At 73.2% G+C, this 18,186-nt stretch carries 19 protein-coding genes; 8 read left to right on the top strand and 11 right to left on the bottom strand.

The genetic code is table 11. The features are described from left to right. Positions 1-21: 21 nt before the first annotated feature. A complete protein-coding gene (locus ACP4IX_RS14115) occupies positions 22-813 on the top strand; it encodes an ABC transporter ATP-binding protein (protein ID WP_426520444.1) in 792 nt (263 codons plus the stop codon). Beyond that, positions 810-2,483, top strand: a complete 1,674-nt coding sequence (locus ACP4IX_RS14110; protein ID WP_426555667.1) for a transporter — start codon at positions 810-812, stop codon at positions 2,481-2,483. Before ACP4IX_RS14115 ends, ACP4IX_RS14110 begins: the two co-directional genes overlap by 4 nt. 67 nt (positions 2,484-2,550) lie before the next feature. On the opposite strand, the gene ACP4IX_RS14105 is transcribed toward ACP4IX_RS14110, so the two are convergent. Next, a complete protein-coding gene (locus ACP4IX_RS14105; protein WP_426520448.1) occupies positions 2,551-3,447 on the bottom strand; it encodes an alpha/beta fold hydrolase in 897 nt (298 codons plus the stop codon). A 582-nt stretch (positions 3,448-4,029) separates the two neighbouring features. Further along, positions 4,030-4,722, bottom strand: a complete 693-nt coding sequence (locus ACP4IX_RS14100; RefSeq protein ID WP_426520450.1) for a metal-dependent transcriptional regulator — start codon at positions 4,720-4,722, stop codon at positions 4,030-4,032. 209 nt (positions 4,723-4,931) lie between these two features. Between ACP4IX_RS14100 and ACP4IX_RS14095 the strand changes: the two genes are divergently transcribed. After that, positions 4,932-5,687, top strand: coding sequence for an SIS domain-containing protein (locus ACP4IX_RS14095; RefSeq protein ID WP_426555666.1), 756 nt, complete (start codon positions 4,932-4,934; stop codon positions 5,685-5,687). Between the two features lie 167 nt (positions 5,688-5,854). On the opposite strand, the gene ACP4IX_RS14090 is transcribed toward ACP4IX_RS14095, so the two are convergent. From ACP4IX_RS14090 to ACP4IX_RS14080, 3 genes are all read right to left on the bottom strand, one after another. After that, complete coding sequence (locus tag ACP4IX_RS14090) at positions 5,855-7,315, bottom strand: PAS domain-containing protein (RefSeq protein WP_426555665.1); 1,461 nt, start codon at positions 7,313-7,315, stop codon at positions 5,855-5,857. A gap of 108 nt (positions 7,316-7,423) precedes the next feature. Then, on the bottom strand, positions 7,424-8,290 hold the full coding sequence (locus tag ACP4IX_RS14085; RefSeq protein ID WP_426555664.1) for a GNAT family N-acetyltransferase: 867 nt from the start codon (positions 8,288-8,290) through the stop codon (positions 7,424-7,426). A gap of 336 nt (positions 8,291-8,626) precedes the next feature. Next, positions 8,627-9,727 (bottom strand): citrate synthase 2, encoded by a 1,101-nt coding sequence (locus ACP4IX_RS14080; protein WP_426555663.1) that lies wholly within the window; start codon positions 9,725-9,727, stop codon positions 8,627-8,629. A 254-nt stretch (positions 9,728-9,981) separates the two neighbouring features. Between ACP4IX_RS14080 and pdxH the strand changes: the two genes are divergently transcribed. Next, positions 9,982-10,659, top strand: a complete 678-nt coding sequence (gene pdxH, locus ACP4IX_RS14075; protein WP_426520460.1) for a pyridoxamine 5'-phosphate oxidase — start codon at positions 9,982-9,984, stop codon at positions 10,657-10,659. 410 nt (positions 10,660-11,069) lie between these two features. Continuing rightward, a complete protein-coding gene (locus ACP4IX_RS14070; RefSeq protein WP_426520462.1) occupies positions 11,070-11,540 on the top strand; it encodes a hypothetical protein in 471 nt (156 codons plus the stop codon). On the opposite strand, the gene ACP4IX_RS14065 is transcribed toward ACP4IX_RS14070, so the two are convergent. Next, positions 11,507-12,478: an EamA family transporter gene (locus ACP4IX_RS14065; protein ID WP_426555662.1), complete on the bottom strand. Its 972-nt coding sequence runs from the start codon at positions 12,476-12,478 to the stop codon at positions 11,507-11,509. The genes ACP4IX_RS14070 and ACP4IX_RS14065 overlap by 34 nt on opposite strands. Positions 12,479-12,956: 478 nt before the next feature. Here ACP4IX_RS14065 and ACP4IX_RS14060 point away from each other — a divergent pair, with 478 nt between their 5' ends. Both ACP4IX_RS14060 and ACP4IX_RS14055 read left to right on the top strand, forming a co-directional pair. Then, complete coding sequence (locus ACP4IX_RS14060; RefSeq protein ID WP_426555661.1) at positions 12,957-13,409, top strand: NUDIX hydrolase; 453 nt, start codon at positions 12,957-12,959, stop codon at positions 13,407-13,409. An 89-nt stretch (positions 13,410-13,498) separates the two neighbouring features. Continuing rightward, the gene (locus ACP4IX_RS14055) at positions 13,499-14,113 is read left to right on the top strand and encodes a dihydrofolate reductase family protein (RefSeq protein ID WP_426555660.1); all 615 of its coding nucleotides are present in this window, start codon (positions 13,499-13,501) and stop codon (positions 14,111-14,113) included. Positions 14,114-14,178: 65 nt separating this feature from the next. On the opposite strand, the gene ACP4IX_RS14050 is transcribed toward ACP4IX_RS14055, so the two are convergent. Both ACP4IX_RS14050 and ACP4IX_RS14045 read right to left on the bottom strand, forming a co-directional pair. Further along, complete coding sequence (locus ACP4IX_RS14050) at positions 14,179-14,754, bottom strand: DinB family protein (RefSeq protein WP_426555659.1); 576 nt, start codon at positions 14,752-14,754, stop codon at positions 14,179-14,181. 71 nt (positions 14,755-14,825) lie between these two features. After that, positions 14,826-15,149, bottom strand: coding sequence for a hypothetical protein (locus ACP4IX_RS14045; protein WP_426555658.1), 324 nt, complete (start codon positions 15,147-15,149; stop codon positions 14,826-14,828). A 51-nt stretch (positions 15,150-15,200) separates the two neighbouring features. Between ACP4IX_RS14045 and ACP4IX_RS14040 the strand changes: the two genes are divergently transcribed. Next, positions 15,201-15,338, top strand: coding sequence for a hypothetical protein (locus ACP4IX_RS14040; RefSeq protein ID WP_426555696.1), 138 nt, complete (start codon positions 15,201-15,203; stop codon positions 15,336-15,338). A gap of 122 nt (positions 15,339-15,460) precedes the next feature. Here the strand turns inward: ACP4IX_RS14040 and ACP4IX_RS14035 are convergent, their stop codons facing one another. From ACP4IX_RS14035 to ACP4IX_RS14025, 3 genes are all read right to left on the bottom strand, one after another. Then, positions 15,461-17,062, bottom strand: a complete 1,602-nt coding sequence (locus ACP4IX_RS14035; RefSeq protein ID WP_426555657.1) for a carboxylesterase/lipase family protein — start codon at positions 17,060-17,062, stop codon at positions 15,461-15,463. Between the two features lie 95 nt (positions 17,063-17,157). Beyond that, on the bottom strand, positions 17,158-17,298 hold the full coding sequence (locus ACP4IX_RS14030; protein ID WP_426555656.1) for a hypothetical protein: 141 nt from the start codon (positions 17,296-17,298) through the stop codon (positions 17,158-17,160). A gap of 56 nt (positions 17,299-17,354) precedes the next feature. After that, positions 17,355-18,170, bottom strand: a complete 816-nt coding sequence (locus tag ACP4IX_RS14025) for a class I SAM-dependent methyltransferase (protein WP_426555655.1) — start codon at positions 18,168-18,170, stop codon at positions 17,355-17,357. Positions 18,171-18,186 lie beyond the last annotated feature (16 nt).

Raw genomic sequence — 18,186 nt, 5'->3', positions numbered from 1 at the left:
TGTCCCCCGTAGGGTGCGTATGTGACGGAGGGAGACGTGGTGGGCGCGAGCGCCGTGCGTGTGCAAGGGCTCTGGAAGCGGTTCGGGCAGCAGGTCGCCGTGAGCGGGATCGATCTCGAGTTGCCCGCGGGAAAGTTCATCGGCCTCGTCGGGCCGAACGGGGCGGGGAAGACCACCACCCTGTCCATGGTGACCGGGCTGCTCCGGCCGGACCAGGGGTCGGTCGAGGTCGTCGGGCACGACGTGTGGCGCGATCCGGTCGAGGTGAAGGCCAGGATCGGGGTGCTGCCCGAGGGGCTGCGGCTGTTCGAGCGGCTGTCGGGGCGGGAACTGCTCGCCTACACGGGGCGGTTGCGCGGGCTTCCGGGGGCGGAGGTCGACAAGCGGGCCACGCAGCTGCTCGACGTGCTCGGCCTGTCCGGGGCCCAGCACAAGCTGGTCGTCGACTACTCGACCGGCATGCGGAAGAAGGCCGGGCTGGCGGCCGCACTGCTGCACAACCCGGAAGTGCTGTTCCTGGACGAGCCGTTCGAGGGCGTGGACCCCGTCTCGGCGCAGACGATCCGGGGTGTGCTGGAGCGCTACACCGCCTCGGGGGCCACCGTCGTCTTCTCCTCCCACGTCATGGAGTTGGTGGAGTCCCTGTGCGACTGGGTGGCCGTCATGGCCGCCGGCCGCATCCGCGCCACCGGCACCCTGGCCGAGGTGCGCGGCGATGCGGCCTCGTTGCAGCAGGCGTTCCTCGAACTCGTCGGTGCCGGGGAGCGGGACGCGGGTTCCGACCTGGACTGGCTGGGCGGCGGGTCCCGATGAGCGCGAAGGCCGCACCCTTCGGCTCCGGTATTCCGGGCACGCCCGGCACGCCGGACGCGCCTGCCGCGTCCGGTGCGCCCGCCGCGTCCCTCACGTCCGTCTTCGTACGGCTGAAACTGTCCCTGCTGCGCAACGGACTGCGGCAGTCCGGCGGACGGCGGGCCGCCTACGTCGCCTCGGCCGTCGTGGTGCTGCTCTTCGCGGCGCTCCAGCTGATCGGCCTGATCGCCCTGCGCGGACACGCGCACGTGGACTCCCTCGTCGTCCTGCTGGCGGCGGTGCTGGGCCTCGGCTGGGCGGTGATGCCGCTGTTCTTCCCGGGTGGGGACGAGACGCTCGACCCCACCCGGCTGGTGATGCTGCCGCTGCGGCCCCGCCCGCTGGTCCGGGCCCTGCTCACGGCCTCGTTGGTGGGCATCGGGCCGCTGTTCACGCTGTGCATGTTCGCCGGTTCCGTGGTCGCGGTCGCGCACGGCGGGGCGGCGTACGCCGTCGGCGTCGCCGGCGCGGTCCTCGCGCTGCTGGTGTGCGTGACGCTCGCGCGGGCCGTCGCCGCCGCCAACGTACGGCTGCTGACCAGCCGCAAGGGCCGCGACCTGGCGGTACTGAGCGGACTGGTCGTCGCGGTCGGCGCGCAGCTCGTCAACTTCGGTGCGCAGCGGCTGGGCTCGTCGGGGCTGGAGCAGCTCGACCCGGCGGCCGACGTGCTGCGCTGGGTGCCGCCCGCGTCGGCGATCGGCGCGATGGACGCGGCGGGCGAGGGCTCGTACGGTGTCGCGCTCGCCCAGCTGGCGGGGACCGCGGCGGCCCTCGTCCTGCTGCTGTGGGTGTGGGAGCGGCATCTGACACGGCTGATGACCACGCCGGACGGATCGACGCTGCGGAGCGACACGCGCCCGGTGCGCGAGCGCGGCTCGTCGGGACTCGCCCGGCTGCTGCCCGCGGGCCGCACGGGTACGACGATGGAACGCACCCTGCGCTACGTGTGGCGGGACCCGAAGACCAAGGCGGCGTGGGTGACGTCGCTGGCCATCGGCCTGATCGTGCCGGTGTTCAACGCCTGGCAGGGCACCGGCTCGGTGTACTTCGCGTGCTTCGCCGCCGGGATGCTCGGCCTCCAGATGTACAACCAGTTCGGGCAGGACACGTCGGCGTTCTGGATGGTCGCGATGACGATCTCGTCGACGCGGGACGCGTACGTCGAGCTGCGGGCCCGTGCGCTGGCCCTGCTGCTGATCACCCTGCCGTACGCCACCCTCGTCACGGTGCTGACCACGGCGATCCTCGACGACTGGCGGACGCTGCCCGAGGCCCTGGGCCTGTCCTTCGCCCTGCTGGGCGCGATGCTGGCGACCGGCGCGTGGACCTCGGCGCGCTTCCCGTACTCCATCCCGCAGGAGGGGTACAAGAACGTCGCCCCCGGCCAGGTCGGACTGGCCTGGATCTCGATCCTCGGCGGCATGGTCGGCGCGGCCCTGCTGTGCGCTCCGGTGATCGCGCTGACGATCTGGCTGAACCTCAGCGAGGGCGGCGACGCGTCGAGCCGGCTGCTGCTGCTGCCGGTGGGCGCGGCGTACGGCGCCGCGCTGACGCTGCTCGGCCTGCGGCTGGCCGCGCCCCGCACGGCGGGGCGGCTGCCGGAGATCCTCACGGCGGTCAGCAAGGGGTGACGGGCCGCCGGGGTGGGCCTGCGGCGGCCGTCGGCGAGGGACCGGCCGCCGGGTCGGCCGCCCGTGGTCAGCTCTCCCGGAGGCTGTCCAGGAAGGGCTCGATGGCCGCCCGCCACGCCTCCGGCTGGTCGTAGTGGACGAGGTGGCCGGCGTCGGCGACCTCCGCGTACTGGCCGCGCGGCAGCACCCGGACCATCTCCTGCGCCTCGGCGCGGCCCAGCTCGCCGTCGAGGCCGCGGACGACCAGGGTCGGGCAGCGGACCTGGGCCAGCTCCTCCCAGTGGGCGTCGTAGATCCAGGTCTCCCGGGACCTGAGCATCTGCTCCGGCTCGAAGACGGGCCGCCAGCCGTCCGCGGCCTCGGCCATCACCTCGGCGTAGAACGCGCCCCGGGCCGGATTCGGGCGCTCCACCCACGGGTCGTCCTCGCCGAACCACTTGCGTACGTCGGCGAGGGTGGCGAAGGGGACCGGCCAGGCGCGGAACCACTCGGTCCAGGTGTGCTGCGAGGCGGCGCCGAGCGCGGAGGCCCGCATGTCGCAGATGATCAGGCCGCGGACCAGGTCGGGGCGTTTGGCGGCGAGCTGCCAGGCGGTCAGCGCGCCCATGGCGTGGCCGATCAGGACGGCCGGGCCGAGGCCGAGCTGTTCCAGGGCGGCCTCGACGTCCTCGATGTAGGCCTCCCGGGTGTAGGACGCCCGCGGGGGCTTGTCGCTGCGGCCGTGGCCGCGCTGGTCGAGGGCGACGGCCCGGTGGCGGGCGGAGAGCCAGCGGGCCGTGGGGGCCCAGTGCGAGGCGCGGCCCATCAGACCGTGCAGTAACAGCACGCCCGGGAGGTCACCGGCCCTGCCGTGCGTCCCGGCCTGCGGCCGGTCGTGCGGCCGGTCGGTCTTGGGAGGGTCCCCGAACTCCCAGGCCGCGAGGCGTACGCCGCCCGCGCCGGTCACGTCGATGCGCCGCGCCATAGGTTGGCACCCCCAAGCTCCGCTCGGACCGCTCGCCCCTCACGGGTCGGCCGGTCCTGTGAACCGTGTCCTGCCTGCCGTGCCTTGTCGTTGCTGCCGCCGTGCCTGCCGCCGGGTCAGCGGCTCTTCGACATCCGCAGAGTATCGAATACTCATTCGAAACCGCTGTCCCGACGGGCAACACCCCTCATTCGAGTGACACCCTTCAGGGATTGATCGCCGTCGCCGGGGGGAGATCTTCATCGGGAGGCGGACCGCTCGGGGAAAACGGTCCGAGGGGATTGACCCTGAGAGCTCGGGGCTCCGGGTCAGCACAGGGGAGGACAGGCCCCGGCGCCACACGGCGCCGGGGCCCTCTCGCTCTCTCCGGCAACGCCCTCCCCCTCTCCGACCGGCGACATCGCTGTCATGCCACCGCGGCCAAGAGCCCCTTACGTCATATGCCTCACGCCACAGCCTTGCACGCGAAGCGTCCGGGCGCTGCTGTTCGGCTCACTGGACCCGGAATCGGCGCGATCGCGCGGTGGCGCGGTGGCGCGTGATTCCCCGGGGGCGGGAGGCCGACAGCCCCCTGGCCGCCACTCAGCGCTTGGCGACGAACACGTGGGAGGCGACGTCCGACTCCAGCTCGGCCGCCTCGCCGCCGCTGCCCACCAGCACACCGCCCGCCGACTCCGTCACGCTGACCACCGAACCGGGCTGCACACCCGCCCGGCGCAGCGTGTACATCAGCTGCGCGTCCGTCTGGATCGGCTCGCCGATGCGGCGCACGACGACCGTCTTGCCCTCCGGACCCGGGTCCAGGTCGGCGAGTGACACCATGCCCTCGTCCAGGAACGGATCGGCGCCGTCCGTCTCGCCCAGCTCCTCCAGGCCCGGGATCGGGTTGCCGTACGGCGACTCGGTCGGGTGCCGCAGCAGCTCCAGCACGCGGCGCTCGACGGCCTCGCTCATCACGTGCTCCCAGCGGCACGCCTCGGCGTGCACCTGCTCCCACTCCAGCCCGATCACGTCGACGAGCAGGCACTCCGCGAGCCGGTGCTTGCGCATCACGCGGGTGGCCAGCCGACGGCCCTCCTCCGTCAGCTCCAGATGCCGGTCGGCCGCCACGGACACCAGTCCGTCGCGCTCCATCCGCGCCACCGTCTGGCTGACCGTCGGGCCGCTCTGATCGAGCCGTTCGGCGATCCGGGCGCGCATCGGGACCACGCCTTCCTCCTCCAGCTCGAGGATGGTGCGGAGATACATCTCCGTGGTGTCGATCAGTCCGGACATACGTGCCCCTTGATGAGATTGCCGGAGGCTACGGCCCACCGGCGCGTGCGCTGGCCCTGTGTTCAATTCTGACGCATACCACCGACAACCGTGCCTCGCCGCGAAAACCCGGGCCCGTGCGGCCCACCACGCCGTATTGACACCGCACTGGTCCAGACCGCACGGTGATCCGCGACGCAGCCACAGCCGCCACTCCGAAGGGGCCCCGCATGAGCGACCGCAAGCCGGCCGGCCAGTTCATCGACACGGCGATCGACCTCCTGCGACGCGTCCGCGACGAGGAGGCCGGCACCATCGAGGCGGCCGGCACGCTGCTCGCCGACACCGTGCAGAACGGCGGCCGGCTCTTCGCCTTCGGCGCCGGTCACTCCTCCCTCGCCGCCCAGGACGTCGTCTACCGCGCCGGCGGACTCGCCCTGATGAACCTGCTCGCCGTGCCCGGCGTCGTCGGCGTCGACGTGATGCCGGCCACGCTCGGCTCCGCCCTGGAACGCGTGGACGGCCTCGCGAGCGCCGTACTCGACTCCTCGCCGCTCCGCGAGGGCGACACGCTGGTGATCATCTCCCTCTCCGGGCGCAATGCCCTGCCCGTGGAAATGGCCGTGAACGCCCGCGCGCTCGGCGTGCGGGTCATCGGGGTGACCTCGGTGGCGTACGCCTCCGAGACCAGGTCGCGGCACGCCTCCGGCACCTTCCTCAAGGACCACTGCGACATCGTGCTGGACTCCAAGATCGCCGTCGGCGACGCGGAACTCACCCTCGACACCGTCCCGGCGCCCTTCGCCCCCGCCTCCACGGTCGTCACCAGCGCCCTCCTCCAGGCCGTGATGGCCACGGCGGCCGCCGCCCTCGCCGACCGCGGCATCGAGCCGCCGCTGCTGCGCTCGGGCAACGTGGACGGCGGCCACGAATGGAACGGGCGGGTACTGGAGCAGTACCGGGACCGGATCTTCTACCGCCACTGAGACCGGGGCGGACCCGGCCCCCACCACTGAGACCGGGGCGACCACCGTCGCCACCGCCGAGACCCGGGCGGACGCGGTCCTTGCCACTGAGACCCGGGCGGACCCGGCTCCCACCGCTGGGACCGGAGGCGGGACGCGGTCGACCGGCACCGCCCGCCGGCGCCCCGCTACCGCTTCTCGACCGCGCCGCCCAGATCCAGGGCCGTCGCGATCCGGACCGCCACGTCCTCGGCGTACATCGCGTCGGACCTCTCGAACGCGCTCCGCCCCGAGCCCCGCAGAAACGTCACGACGCCCAGTGTCCGGCCCCGGCTGCGCAGCACGGCGCACAGCCCGTGCACCGTGTCCGCCGGCCACTGCCGGGCCGCGGCCCACTCACGCACCCGCTCGGCCGGCAGCGCCCGGACACCGGCACTGGCCCGCACCGAACCCACCCGCTCCACGCACTGCACCGCCGGATGCCCCTCGCCGTAGCGCACCGGCATCCCGGCCGTCCCGGCCGGCAGGCTCGGCCCCGGCGCGCCGGACGGCGTGGCCGCGACCCGGACCAGCCGGACCGGCTCCGCCGCGTCGGTGTCCGCCACCGCCCCGCCCACGACCCGGTCGATCAGGGCGTGGTCGGCGAACCCGGCGAGCGCGAAGTCCAGGTGGACGACCGCCGCCTCCGCCGGGTCCTCGCACTCGGCCGCCGCACGCGCCGCGCGGTGCAGCTGGTTGGCCCGGAACCGCAGCAGCGCCGCCTCCTGCTCACCCTGCTTCGACTCCGTGACGTCCTGGAACAGCCAGCCGACGCCCAACGGCACCGGCTCCTCCGCGAGCGGCGACGCCAGCCGTACGAACCCGCTGCGCCAGCACCGGCGCCGCTCCCCCTCCGGAGAGCGCACGCTCACCCACACCTCGGCGGGCGCGGGCGGCGCGCCCTCCGCCAGCACATGCGTCAGCGCGTTCTCCAGCTCCTCCACGCCCTGGGCGAGCAGGTCGCCGAGCGGCCGGCCCAGTACGGACGTACGCCCGGTGCCCAGCGCCCGCGCGGCGTGGGCGTTCACGACGGCGGGGCGCAGATCCACGTCCACCAGCACGACGCCCCAGCTCGCGTCCTCCAGCAGGGCCTCGCTCAGCGCGATGGACCGCTCCAGGTCGATCTGCGCGTGCACCTCGCTGAACGCGCAGTACACCCCCGCGGGCCGGCCGTCGGGGCCGCGTACGGCCGCGGACTGGGTGCGCACCAGCACCCGCCCGCCGTCCTTGGTCAGCAGCGCGAACTCGTGCACCTGCCGTCCCGGGGCCCGCATCACGGACAGCAGCCGCTCCTCGACCTCCCCGGCGTCCGCCCTGCGCACGGCCCACCCGGCGAAGCCCTGCCGCCCCACGGCCTCGGCCGCGGTCCAGCCCAGGATCCGCTCCGCCTCGCGGTTCCAGTGCGTGACGACACCGTCCACGTCGAACGCGCACAGGGCGGCGTCCATCCCGTCGAGCAGCGCGGCCAGCAGGTCCGCGCCGTCCCGCTCGGGCTGTGCCGGCTCGTCCGGCCCCAGCTCGTCGGTGGTCCCACTACGCCGGGAAGCACTCACCTGGACCCCCTGCAGGCTGCGTCCGCCGCACCGTACGCCGGTTCGCTCACTGGCCATCACTGGCCATCACTGGCCTTCATTCAACTCGAACGTGATGCAGCACACATCCGGTTCCCGCAAGATTGCGGAAATCGTTGTGCTGCGGAAACTCGGCATACGCCCCCGTCATGACGGGGGCGAGGCCAGCCGCAGACCGACCCACTCGTCGCTCCCGCCGGCCGGTACGTACCGCTCCGCTTCCACGAAACCCCGCGCCTCGGCGAACCGCAGTCCGTCGGCGTCGGCCGCCAGTACGACGGTCTGCACCGCGCCGGCACCGAGCACGCGCGCGTGCTCCAGCCCCGACGCGTACAGCGCCGCACCGATCCCACGCCCCCGGTACGCGGGCAGCACCCGGGCGATCACGGTCGCCGCCCGCTCCTCCCCCTCGGGCGGACGCACGGTGGAGCAGCCGACGAGCACGTCACCGAGGTAGGCATTCTCCAGCCGGTACCGCCCGCCGCGCTCACGCGCCTCGTCCGGGGTCATCGCGGCGGGCGGCACGATCATGTTGCGGACGTGCCGCCACTCCTCCGCCCTCGCGTCGCCGTCGACGGCCTCGATCCGCAGCCCCGCCCCCGGACCGACGGGCCCGCGCCGCGCGTCCACCTCGATCTCGATCCGCATCCGCTCGTCCGCGAGCCCGCACACCATCATCGTCGCCGCGGGCCGCACATCCCCGAACGCCCGCCGCAGCACGGGCCAGCACGGCTCGAAGTCCTCCCGGGCGGGCAGCAGGTACCGCACCCGCACCACGTCCCCGAACCCGCACCCCGCCTCGGCGAGCGCCGTCCCGATGTTCCGCAGGCACTGTTCGGCCTGCTCCACCACGTCCTCGGCGATGGTCATCGCCGCGTAGTCGAACCCGGTCGTCCCCGACACGTGCACCCGGTCCCCGTCGACGACGGCCCGGGCGTACCCGATCCGCTCCTCGAAGGCCGACCCACTGACAATCGTCCGCCTGACCGGCGGCTCCCCCTGTCGCTCCGTCATGGGCGGAACGGTAGGTGACCAGCGAAGAAGCGTCCATGGGAGACCGGCCGCGAAGCGGCTCGGAAAACCGATTGCCCGGCGGCCGAACGGTTCCTAGGGTGTGCAGTACACGAGAAGGGAGGTGGTTCGGCAGATGTATGAGAACCGGACGCGTGAGGTGGCTGCGGGCTAGCGGCCCGTCACCACACGGAGTGCGGTGCCGGACCAGCGCGTGACAGACGCGTGCAGCCGGCCCAATCCCCAGCAGTCACCCGACCCGCGAGTCGCCGGTACGTCCGGCCGGCTCCTCCCCGGAGGAACCAGACTCGCGGGTCGTCTGCGTGTACGGGGTCGGTGTCAGTGCGCGATGGTGTCGTACCCCTCGATCTCGCGCGGGTCGCGGGAGCCGGGGCCCACGTAGCGGGCGGAGGGTCGGACCAGGCGGCCGGTGCGCTTCTGTTCGAGGATGTGGGCGGACCAGCCGGCCGTGCGGGCGCAGGTGAACATCGAGGTGAACATGTGGGCCGGGACCTCGGCGAAGTCCAGCATGATGGCGGCCCAGAACTCGACGTTGGTGGCCAGGACGCGGTCGGGGCGGCGGGCGTGGAGCTCGGCCAGGGCGGCCTTCTCCAGGGCTTCGGCGACCTCGTAGCGGGGGGCGCCCAGTTCGCGGGCGGTGCGGCGCAGGACGCGGGCGCGGGGGTCCTCGGCGCGGTAGACGCGGTGGCCGAAGCCCATGAGGCGCTCGCCCGCGTCGAGGGTCTTCCTGACGTAGGCCTCGGCGTCGCCGGTGCGTTCGATCTCCTCGATCATGTGCAGGACGCGGGAGGGGGCGCCGCCGTGCAGCGGGCCGGACATGGCGCCGACGGCTCCGGAGAGGGCGGCGGCCACATCGGCGCCGGTGGAGGCGATGACGCGGGCGGTGAAGGTGGAGGCGTTCATGCCGTGCTCGGCGGCGGAGGTCCAGTAGGCGTCGACGGCGGCGACGTGCTTGGGGTCGGGTTCGCCGCGCCAGCGGATCATGAAGCGTTCGACGACGGACTGGGCCTTGTCGATCTCGCGCTGCGGGACCATGGGCCGGCCCTGGCCGCGGGCGGACTGGGCGACGTAGGACAGGGCCATGACGGCGGCGCGGGCGAGGTCGGCGCGGGCCTGCTCGGCGTCGATGTCGAGGAGGGGTTTGAGGCCCCAGACCGGCGCGAGCATGGCGAGGGCGGACTGGACGTCCACGCGGATGTCGCCGGAGTGGACGGGGATGGGGAAGGGCTCGGCGGGCGGCAGGCCGGGGTTGAAGGCGCCGTCGACGAGCAGGCCCCAGACGTTGCCGAAGGAGACGTGCCCGACGAGGTCCTCGATGTCGACGCCGCGGTAGCGGAGGGCGCCGCCTTCCTTGTCGGGTTCGGCGATCTCCGTCTCGAACGCGACGACTCCTTCGAGCCCGGGTACGAAGTCGGACATCAGGCGGCTCCTCGTGATCGTGATGTGTGGCGACCGGCCCGTCTCGGATCACCGGGTCCTGCGGATCCGCGGTCGTACGACGACTCGCGGTCCTGGTCTTCGGTCACCCGTGTGATGCCCCGTTCCGCCGGGAGTCATCCAACCGGGACGGGACCAGCACGATATCTCCGAGTGCCACCTTTGGGGAGGGGTCGCGGCACTGAGTGCCACATGGTGACGAAGAGCGCGGTGGAGGGCACGGTGGATACGGCAGGATGGCCGGTGTGACCGACCGCGATGCCGTCCCCTTCGATCTCGCCTCGATGCGCAAGCAGTACCGGGCCGAGGGGCTTTCCGAGTCCGAGCTGGCCGCCACGCCCGTGAAGCAGTTCGCGCGCTGGTTCGCGCAGGCCGCGACGGAGGGCGGGCTGTTCGAGCCGAACGCCATGGTCGTCTCCACGGCGGACGCCGAGGGCCGGCCCAGTTCCCGCACGGTGCTGCTGAAGCACTTCGACGAGCGGGGGTTCGTCTTCTACACCAACTACGACTCGCGCAAGGGCCGTGAGCTGGGCGGGAACCCTCACGTGTCGCTGCTGTTCCCGTGGCATCCGATGGCCCGGCAGGTCATCGTGACGGGGACGGCGCGGCGGACCGGGCGGGACGAGACCGCCGGATACTTCCGGACGAGGCCGCACGGCTCGCAGCTGGGCGCGTGGGCCAGCGCCCAGTCGTCGGTGGTGGCGGGCCGGGACGCCCTGGACGCCGCGTACGCCGAGCTGGCGGCACGGTATCCGGAGGGCGAGCAGGTGCCGGTGCCGCCGCACTGGGGCGGGTTCCGGGTGGTGCCGGACGCGGTGGAATTCTGGCAGGGGCGGGAGAACCGGCTGCACGACCGGCTGCGGTACGTGGCTCGGGCGGACGGCGGGTGGCGGGTGGAGCGGCTCGGTCCGTGAGCGTCGGTCCAGCGCTCCGTCCAGCGGCCGGGCCCACGGCTCGACGACTCGTTCCCGGCGGTCGCCCGCCCCTCCGTCGCAGACGGGAGAGGACGCCGGTGGCTGTCCGCGGGCGGGACGGTGACGCGGCCGGACGTCAGCGGTCTGTGACGCGGCCGGTCGCCCTCAGCCGGCGACGCGGAGTTCGACCGGGGCGGAGCGCAGCCCGGTGTCGCCGGACTCGCCGACCGGCTGGTACTCGTTGCTGGGTACGTTGACGACCGTCTCCCGCGAGCAGCGCGACCGTAGCCAGGACGTGGGCCACCACCGCCCGTGCGGCGGCCGACCGGGCCGAGCAGGACGCCGTCGCCACCGCGGAGTCCGCCGCCCAGGCGGAGTTCTCCGCCCGTTACGCACGTTCCTCCGCCGCCATGGCCGACGAGGCGGCGGACGAGGCACGCGCTTCCGCACTCGCCGCCGGCAAGAGCGCCCAGGAGGCGGAGGCCGCGGCGGCCGGCGCCTGGAGCCGTGTGGTCGAACTGCGTGAGGCCGAGGAGGCCAGGGCCCGGCAGCAGGCCGAGGAACGGCGCAAGGCGGAACGGGAGAACGAACCGGAGCCCGAGAGCACCTGCTACCTCTACCCCACCCGGGACAGCCTCCCGCCCTGCGCGTACGGGGCCGCTTCCCGCGGAAAGCCCGTCGCGCTCCCGGAAGCGGAACTTGGCCGACTGAGCTCCATGACGGTCCGGGGCCCTCGCACCAAGGGGTGCGGGGGCCCTCCGCGTTCGAGGCGACGGTGTACTGCCGCCGCACCCGGTGCGCCGCGCGCCGGCAGCACTGCCGGCCGTGTCCCCCGGCCCCGGCAGCGCTACCGGCCGTCGTCCCCCGGCCCCGGCAACTGACGCTTCCCTCTGCTCCCCCGTCCCACCTGGGTCCGCACCGCCCCCATGCTGGCCGCGATGACCAGGGCGATAGCGGCGGACTGGGTGGCGGACAGGGCCTGGTCGAGGACGAGGAAACCGGCCGCCGCGGCGATGGCGGGCTCCAGGCTCATGAGGATGGCGAAGGTGGGTGCGGGCAGTCGGCGCAGGGCGAGGAGTTCGAGGGTGTAGGGCAGCACGGAGGAGAGCAGGGCGACCCCGGCGCCCAGCGCGAGCGTGGACGGTTCGATGAGCTTGCCGCCCGACTCGGCGATGCCCAGCGGCAGGAACAGCACCGCCCCGACCGCCATGGCGAGGGCCAGCCCGTCGGCCTGCGGGAAGCGGCGGCCCGTACGCGCGCTGAAGACGATGTACGCCGCCCACATCACGCCCGCCCCCAGCGCGAAGGCGGCACCGGCCGGGTCGAGGCTGTCGAAGCCTCCGCCGCCGAGGAGGAAGACGCCGGCCAGGGCGAGCGCGGCCCAGACCAGGTTGACCGCGCGGCGGGAGGCGAAGACGGACAGGGCGAGCGGGCCGAGCACCTCCAGGGTGACGGCGGGGCCGAGGGGGATGCGGTCGACGGCCTGGTAGAAGAGGCCGTTCATGCCGGCCATGGCGATACCGAAGACGACGACCGTGCCCCAGTCGGCCCGGGAGTGGCCGCGCAGCCGGGGCCGGCAGACGAGCAGCAGGACGACGGCGGCCACGGCCAGCCGCAGGGTCACCACGCCGAGCGCACCGGCCCGGGGCATGAGGCTCACCGCCAGTGCGGCACCGAACTGCACGGAGAGGCCACCGGCGAGGACCAGGCCGACCGGTCCCAGGGTGCCGCGGCCCGTCGGGGTGGACGGGGACCCCGGGCCCGCCCCGGATGCGGCGGCGGCCGGGGTGGACGGGGTGGCGGCGCTGGGGGTGGTCACGGGGCCTTCCTGGGGGCTTGGCACGGGAACGGGACTCCTGCCGGGCGTCGGGCGGCGCAGTGCACCTGCACTGCGCCTGCACTGCACCGACCGCTCCAGGGTAATGACCTCCGGACAGGACCGTGCAATGGTCACGCACCTGACGATGAGTCCCTCGCCCCGTCCGGGTCAATCCCGTCCGCCATCCGGACCGGCGCCCTGTCCTCGGGATCGGGACGCCGGGTCGGTGACGCCGACCGGTGACGCTGGGCGGCCGGGCGACCGTCGGCGCGGCCGGGACGGGACGAGGCGAGGCGGGCCGGGGCGGGGCGCGTGCGGGTGGCCGGGGGGACGGCAGGTCGGCGGGTGGCCGGGCGGCCCGGGAGCAGCAGGGCGGCGGGATGCCGGGGGACGGCCGGTCGGCCGGGCGCCGCGGCGGGTACCGTCCCCTTGGCTGATGCCGCTGCCCGCCACCCCACCACCACACCCCCGAGGTCCCGTGCGACGACTCCTTGCCCGTCTCTGGCGGCTCCTGCGGCCCTTCCAGAGCCGCGTCATGTGGTTCCTGAACGCCAAGTTCGTCGTCGGCGTGACCGGCGTCGTGCGCGACGACGAGGGGCGGGTCCTGCTGCTGAAGCACCGGATGTGGCCGCCGGGCCGCCAGTGGGGTCTGCCGAGCGGCTTCGCGCGCAAGGGCGAGGACTTCCGGCAGACCGTGGTCCGCGAGGTCAGGGAGGAAACGAACCTCGACGTGGAGGCGGGCCGCCTGGTCATGCTGAACAGCGGCTTCCGCACCCGCCTCGAAGTGGCCTACGAGGCCCGTCTGCTGGGCGGTGAGCTGCGCATCGACCCGTTCGAGATCCTGGAGGCCCGCTGGTGCCGCCCGGACGACCTCCCCGAGGGCGTCCAGCCGGTGTGCCATCCGCTGATACGGGGCGAGACGGTGCCCTGAACCGCCCACGCGGACGGTGTCGAGAACGCGGTCTCCCGATCGACGTGAGGGTGAAGGCAGCACACCCCACGACTTCGGGAGCACTCCTCATGACCGTGACCGCGGACCTGGCCATCACCCTCGACGGCTACGTCGCCGGCCCGAACGTCACCCTCGACAACCCGGGCGGCGACGGCGCCGAACCGGTCTTCGACTGGATCCACACCCTGGCGAGCTGGCGGGAGCGCCAGGGCATGTCCGGCGGGGTGGAGAACCGCGACTCGGAGCTGATCCGCGAGTGGTTCGACGCCACCGGAGCCGTGGTCATGGGCCGGATGATGTACGACACGGGCGAGGAGTTCTGGGGCGACAACCCGCCGTTCCGCACCCCGGTCTTCGTCCTCACCCACCGGCCCCGCCCCACCCTGGTGAAGGAGGGCGGCACCACCTTCACCTTCGTCACCGACGGCATCCACAGTGCCCTGGAGCAGGCGAAGGCCGCCGCCGGGGACCGGAACGTCGACATCGCGGGCGGGGCGAGCACGGTGCGGCAGTACCTCGGAGCCGGGCTCATCGACGAACTCCAGCTGCACGTGGTGCCCGTGCTCCTCGGCGACGGGCTGCGCCTCTTCGAGGGGCCGGGCGCGGTGCGGCACGGCCTCGAACAGCTCAGGGTCGTCGAGACGCCCCTGGCAACCCACCTGAAGTACCGCTTTCCGAAGTGACCCGGCCGGACCGGCCGGGCGTCTTCCAGTAGCCGTACGACGGCCGTACGGCCGGACGCCGCCGGTCAGCCCATGCTTTTGGCACCGTCCAGGGACTCGCGGATGATGTCGGCATGGCCGGCGTGCTGGGCGGTCTCGGCGACGATGTGCATCAGCACCCGGCGGGCCGACCACTGCCTGTCGGCCTCGAACCACGGGGCCTTCGGCAACGGCTGCGTGGCCCCCAGGTCGGGCAGCGTGGCGACCAGTTCGTCGGTCCGGCGGGCCGCCTCGGCGTAGTCGGCCAGGACGCCGGCCAGCGTCTCACCGGGCAGCAACCGGAACTCGTCGGCCCGCTGGGCCCAGTCGGCCTCGGTCATGGCCGTGAAGTCTCCCATCGCCGACGGGCCGTTCACGATGAAGTCCGCCCAGCTCCGCTCGACCGAGGACACGTGCTTGATCAAGCCGCCCAGGCAGAGCTCACTCGCGGTGGTCCGGAGTCCGGCCTGCTCGTCGGTGAGGTCACGGGTGGTGAAGCGCAGGAAGTGCCGTTGGTGGGCCAGCATCTCCAGCAGGTCGGCGCGCTCACCGGTGACGGCCGGGGCCTCGGCCGGGTCGCCGGTGGTCAGGTCGCGGGTGGTCGACTCGTCGAGAGTGGTCATGGTCTCCGCCTTCCGGTGTTCTGCTCCGTCGGTCGAGACCACGCTATGAGTCATATAGGTCCGATCGTGTCCTAGACCACACGTGGCGGCGAGGACGGAGGCGCCTGGAGGGCGATCCCACCGCCGCCCATCAGCAGGGGTATCCCGGCATCGTCCTGGGTGAGGTACTGGCACCGGCCGACCCCCGTCCCGTCCCCCGCCCCGTACGCGACCTCGATACTCCCGCCGTTCACACTCCCCCTCGAGCCGAAGGCCAGGTCGGAGTGACCGTCCCCGTCGAAGTCGGCGGCGCCCTCAGGCGCGGGCCGCCCCGACGCGGGCGCGGCGGTGCCGTGGACCGGGGTGCGGCACGCGTACGGCGCGGCGATGTCGGCCGGCTCGCTGTTCGCGGTCACTCCCACCGCAGCCCCCACAGCCTGCCCACCACCCTCGACGGCACCAAGACCGTGGCCGTACGCCCGTACCTCCTCACGGGCGCGCCGCACGGCGAGCTCCGCTTCCTCGCCGAGCACCTCACCGAAGCCCTCGCGGACGCACTGCGGGTGGCCGAGAGCCGAGGACGGAGGCTGCGCGGGCTCAACTGAGCGGGCCGAGGACACTCGGGCCGTTCTGTCCTCCGTTTCTGGGGACCGCCCCAACCCCGGGGCGGCAGCCCTTGCAGGACGGGCACAGATCGAGGGCGTCCCGGACCTCCGTGCGGCCGGGGTCAGCCCAGGGACTTCCAGAAGTCGTACTGGTGGTCCTTCGCGAAGTCGACCGGGCGGATGCCGCCCGTTCCCGACGCGAGCGAGCGCGCGTTCAGCGCGGACGGGGTGGTCGCCTTCCAAGGGGCCTCACCCCTGCGGGCGAAGTCGGACCAGATACGGATCACCGCGTCGGACAGGGCTCGCTGGGGCTCGGTGAGCGGGTCGAACTCGGTGAGCTCGAAGAGGTAGGGCAGCTCGAAGGTGTGCGCGGCGCCCATCGGGAAGGAGGGCTTGGCGTACGTTTCGGCATCGGCGTACCAGGGTGTCTCCCGGTCGGCGAACTCGTAGGTGTAGGTGCGGACAGCGCGGGCGAGCGCGCGGCCGGTGTCGACGGTGTACCGGGCCTGGTCGGCGTCGGTGAGGACCGCCGACAGGGCCAGGGCCGGGCTGCCGTCGTACGCGGAGACGGGGTACCGGGCGGCGACGGCGGCGGCCTTCTCCGGGCCGAGGTCCTCCTCCAGGCGGGCGCGGTAGTCGGCCTCGTCGAGGGTGGCTTCCGGGTCCCGGGTCGCGTACCTCTTGGCCAGCTCCGCCCCGTACACCATCGCGCGGCCCTCTTCGCGGTTGATTCCCTGCAGCACGGGCACCTTGTTGAACCTGCCGGTGGTGATGGCCTCCTGGGGAGTGCGCGGCAGCAGCTCGCCGCCGTAGACCGGCCCGTACGGGTAGGGGGTCTGTCCGAAGTCGTACACCAGGTGCCGGGGGTCCGCCGTGCGCCAGTCGGACGTCCCGCCGCTCTCCGTGATCCTTTCCTCGATCGCCTCGGCGGCATCCTCGCCCTGGCCCAAGGCGTCGGCGCGCTCGCGCGTCGCCTCGGCGCGCAGGCACGCACCGCTCTGCAGGACGACCCGGTCGAAGAGGCCGGCCGAGGACGGGGCGACCAGATGCGCGCACGTGCTGGTGGCACCGGCGGACTCGCCGAAGAGCGTCACGTTCTCCGGGTCTCCGCCGAAGGCGGCGGCGTTGCGTTCCACCCAGCGCAGTGCCGCCTGCTGGTCGAGAAAGCCGTAGTTGCCGGACTCGCCCCGGCGTTCCAGGTCCGGGTGGGCCAGGTAACCGAGGGCGCCGAGGCGGTAGTTGACCGTCACTACGATCACGTCGCCCTGGGCGGCCAGTCTCCGGGCGCCGTGCATGGCACCCGCGCCGTCGGTGTGGTCGCCACCGTGCAGGTAGACCATCACGGCCCGCGGCCTGTCGGACGCGGCACGCGGCGTGGTGACGTCGAGGAAGAGGCAGTCCTCGGTGGAGGACGCGGGCCCGGCCGGCGGGACGGCCCCGGTCTGGGGGCAGGCGGCGCCCGGTTCGGTGGCGTCCCGCACCCCGTGCCAGCGTCTCGCGGGCGCCGGGGGTGCCCAGCGGCGTTCGCCGGTGGGCGGGGCGGCGTAGGGGATGCCCTGGAACGTGCGTACCGCGCCGGCGGCCGTCCCGCGCACCGGGCCCTTGTCGGTGCGTACGACGACCCGGTCGCCGTGTCCTGCCGCCGCGGCGGCGGTGCCCGCCGCGGCCACGGTGCCCGCGGTCACAGCGAGGGCGATGACTGTGTGCGCTGTCCTCTTCAACATGAGGCAGACACTAGGAAGTTGCGGATCTCGGCAGCAGCCGGGCAGCCACCGCCCCTGGGGTGGTGCCGGCACCACCCCAGAGCGTCCCGCGGGCCCTACCGGGCGACCCCTCCGCCGCCCATCAGAAAGCCCAGCCCCTCGGTGTCGTCGAAGGTCTCCCCGGACAGCCGGTTGACGCCCCCGGTGTCCGGGGAGACGAGGACCGTGTTCTCGTCCTGCGGTTCCTCACCGGGCACGCCCGGCGTGCCGTGGCCGGAGGTCGATCGGCACCCTGCCGAGCGGCCGGCCTCCCTCACTCCTGCCGACGCCCCACCGCCAGCAGATGCGAACTCGCGGCCAGCAACTCCGGGTACGGCTCGGCCATACGGGCGGCGGTGAGGACGGACTCGAACAGGCTCGACTCACGGAACGACTGGCCGGTGTTCCGCTCCGCCGCCGCCAGCAGCGACCAGGCAGGCCCTTCGATCCCGAAGACGTCCGCGCCGACGAAGCCTGCCGCCGCCACCTCGTCGCGCAGCTGCTCCCCGCTGTGGAAGTAGGCCGTGGTGAACGCCTTCTTCCCGTCATGGATCCGGGTGGCGAGGATGTTGCCGATGCTCTCCCTCATCGACTCCTTGTGCAGGTGCGCGTACGCGGCATGCTCGAAGAGGGACGCGTACCGGTTGATGCCGGCGACCGCCAGCAGTCCGCCGGGCTTGAGCACACGGCGGGCCTCTGCCAGTGCACGGTCCCGGTCCGTCCGTTCCGGCAGGTGATAGAGGGGTCCCAGCATGAGCACGACGTCGTAGGAACCGGTGCCGGCCGTGAGGCTTCTGGCATCACCGAGTTCGACACTCGCGCCCGTGACCCTGGCCTGTTCCACGTGCCGGGGAATGGGATCGACCAGGTGAACGGCGTACCCGTCTGCAACGAGCCAGCGCGCGTGTGTACCGGGCCCGCCGCCGACATCGAGTACCCGAGCCCTCGGGGAGGGGAGGTACCGGCGCAGCAACTCCTGCGTACGTACCATCTCCAGACGCCCGTCGGCGGTGGTGAGCAACCGGGCCGCCTCGTCGACGGTCTCGCTGTAGAACCTCACGATCTCCGGCGTCACCTCAAGGCTCGTCATCCGTGCATTCTGGTGT

This window comes from Streptomyces sp. WG5 (assembly GCF_049974565.1).
GTDB lineage: Bacteria > Actinomycetota > Actinomycetes > Streptomycetales > Streptomycetaceae > Streptomyces.
This window is presented reverse-complemented; position numbering and strand designations above follow the sequence as displayed.

Coding starts and splice junctions, on each gene's coding strand:
- ACP4IX_RS14110 (WP_426555667.1), top strand. CDS start 810: ATGAGCGCGAAGGCCGCACCCTTCGGCTCCGGTATTCCGGGCACGCCC.
- ACP4IX_RS14035 (WP_426555657.1), bottom strand. CDS start 17,062: ATGTTGAAGAGGACAGCGCACACAGTCATCGCCCTCGCTGTGACCGCG.
- pdxH (WP_426520460.1), top strand. CDS start 9,982: ATGGCCGGTGTGACCGACCGCGATGCCGTCCCCTTCGATCTCGCCTCG.
- ACP4IX_RS14085 (WP_426555664.1), bottom strand. CDS start 8,290: ATGACGGAGCGACAGGGGGAGCCGCCGGTCAGGCGGACGATTGTCAGT.
- ACP4IX_RS14100 (WP_426520450.1), bottom strand. CDS start 4,722: ATGTCCGGACTGATCGACACCACGGAGATGTATCTCCGCACCATCCTC.
- ACP4IX_RS14095 (WP_426555666.1), top strand. CDS start 4,932: ATGAGCGACCGCAAGCCGGCCGGCCAGTTCATCGACACGGCGATCGAC.
- ACP4IX_RS14050 (WP_426555659.1), bottom strand. CDS start 14,754: ATGACCACTCTCGACGAGTCGACCACCCGCGACCTGACCACCGGCGAC.
- ACP4IX_RS14055 (WP_426555660.1), top strand. CDS start 13,499: ATGACCGTGACCGCGGACCTGGCCATCACCCTCGACGGCTACGTCGCC.
- ACP4IX_RS14080 (WP_426555663.1), bottom strand. CDS start 9,727: ATGTCCGACTTCGTACCCGGGCTCGAAGGAGTCGTCGCGTTCGAGACG.
- ACP4IX_RS14090 (WP_426555665.1), bottom strand. CDS start 7,315: ATGGCCAGTGAGCGAACCGGCGTACGGTGCGGCGGACGCAGCCTGCAG.
- ACP4IX_RS14025 (WP_426555655.1), bottom strand. CDS start 18,170: ATGACGAGCCTTGAGGTGACGCCGGAGATCGTGAGGTTCTACAGCGAG.
- ACP4IX_RS14070 (WP_426520462.1), top strand. CDS start 11,070: ATGGCCGACGAGGCGGCGGACGAGGCACGCGCTTCCGCACTCGCCGCC.
- ACP4IX_RS14105 (WP_426520448.1), bottom strand. CDS start 3,447: ATGGCGCGGCGCATCGACGTGACCGGCGCGGGCGGCGTACGCCTCGCG.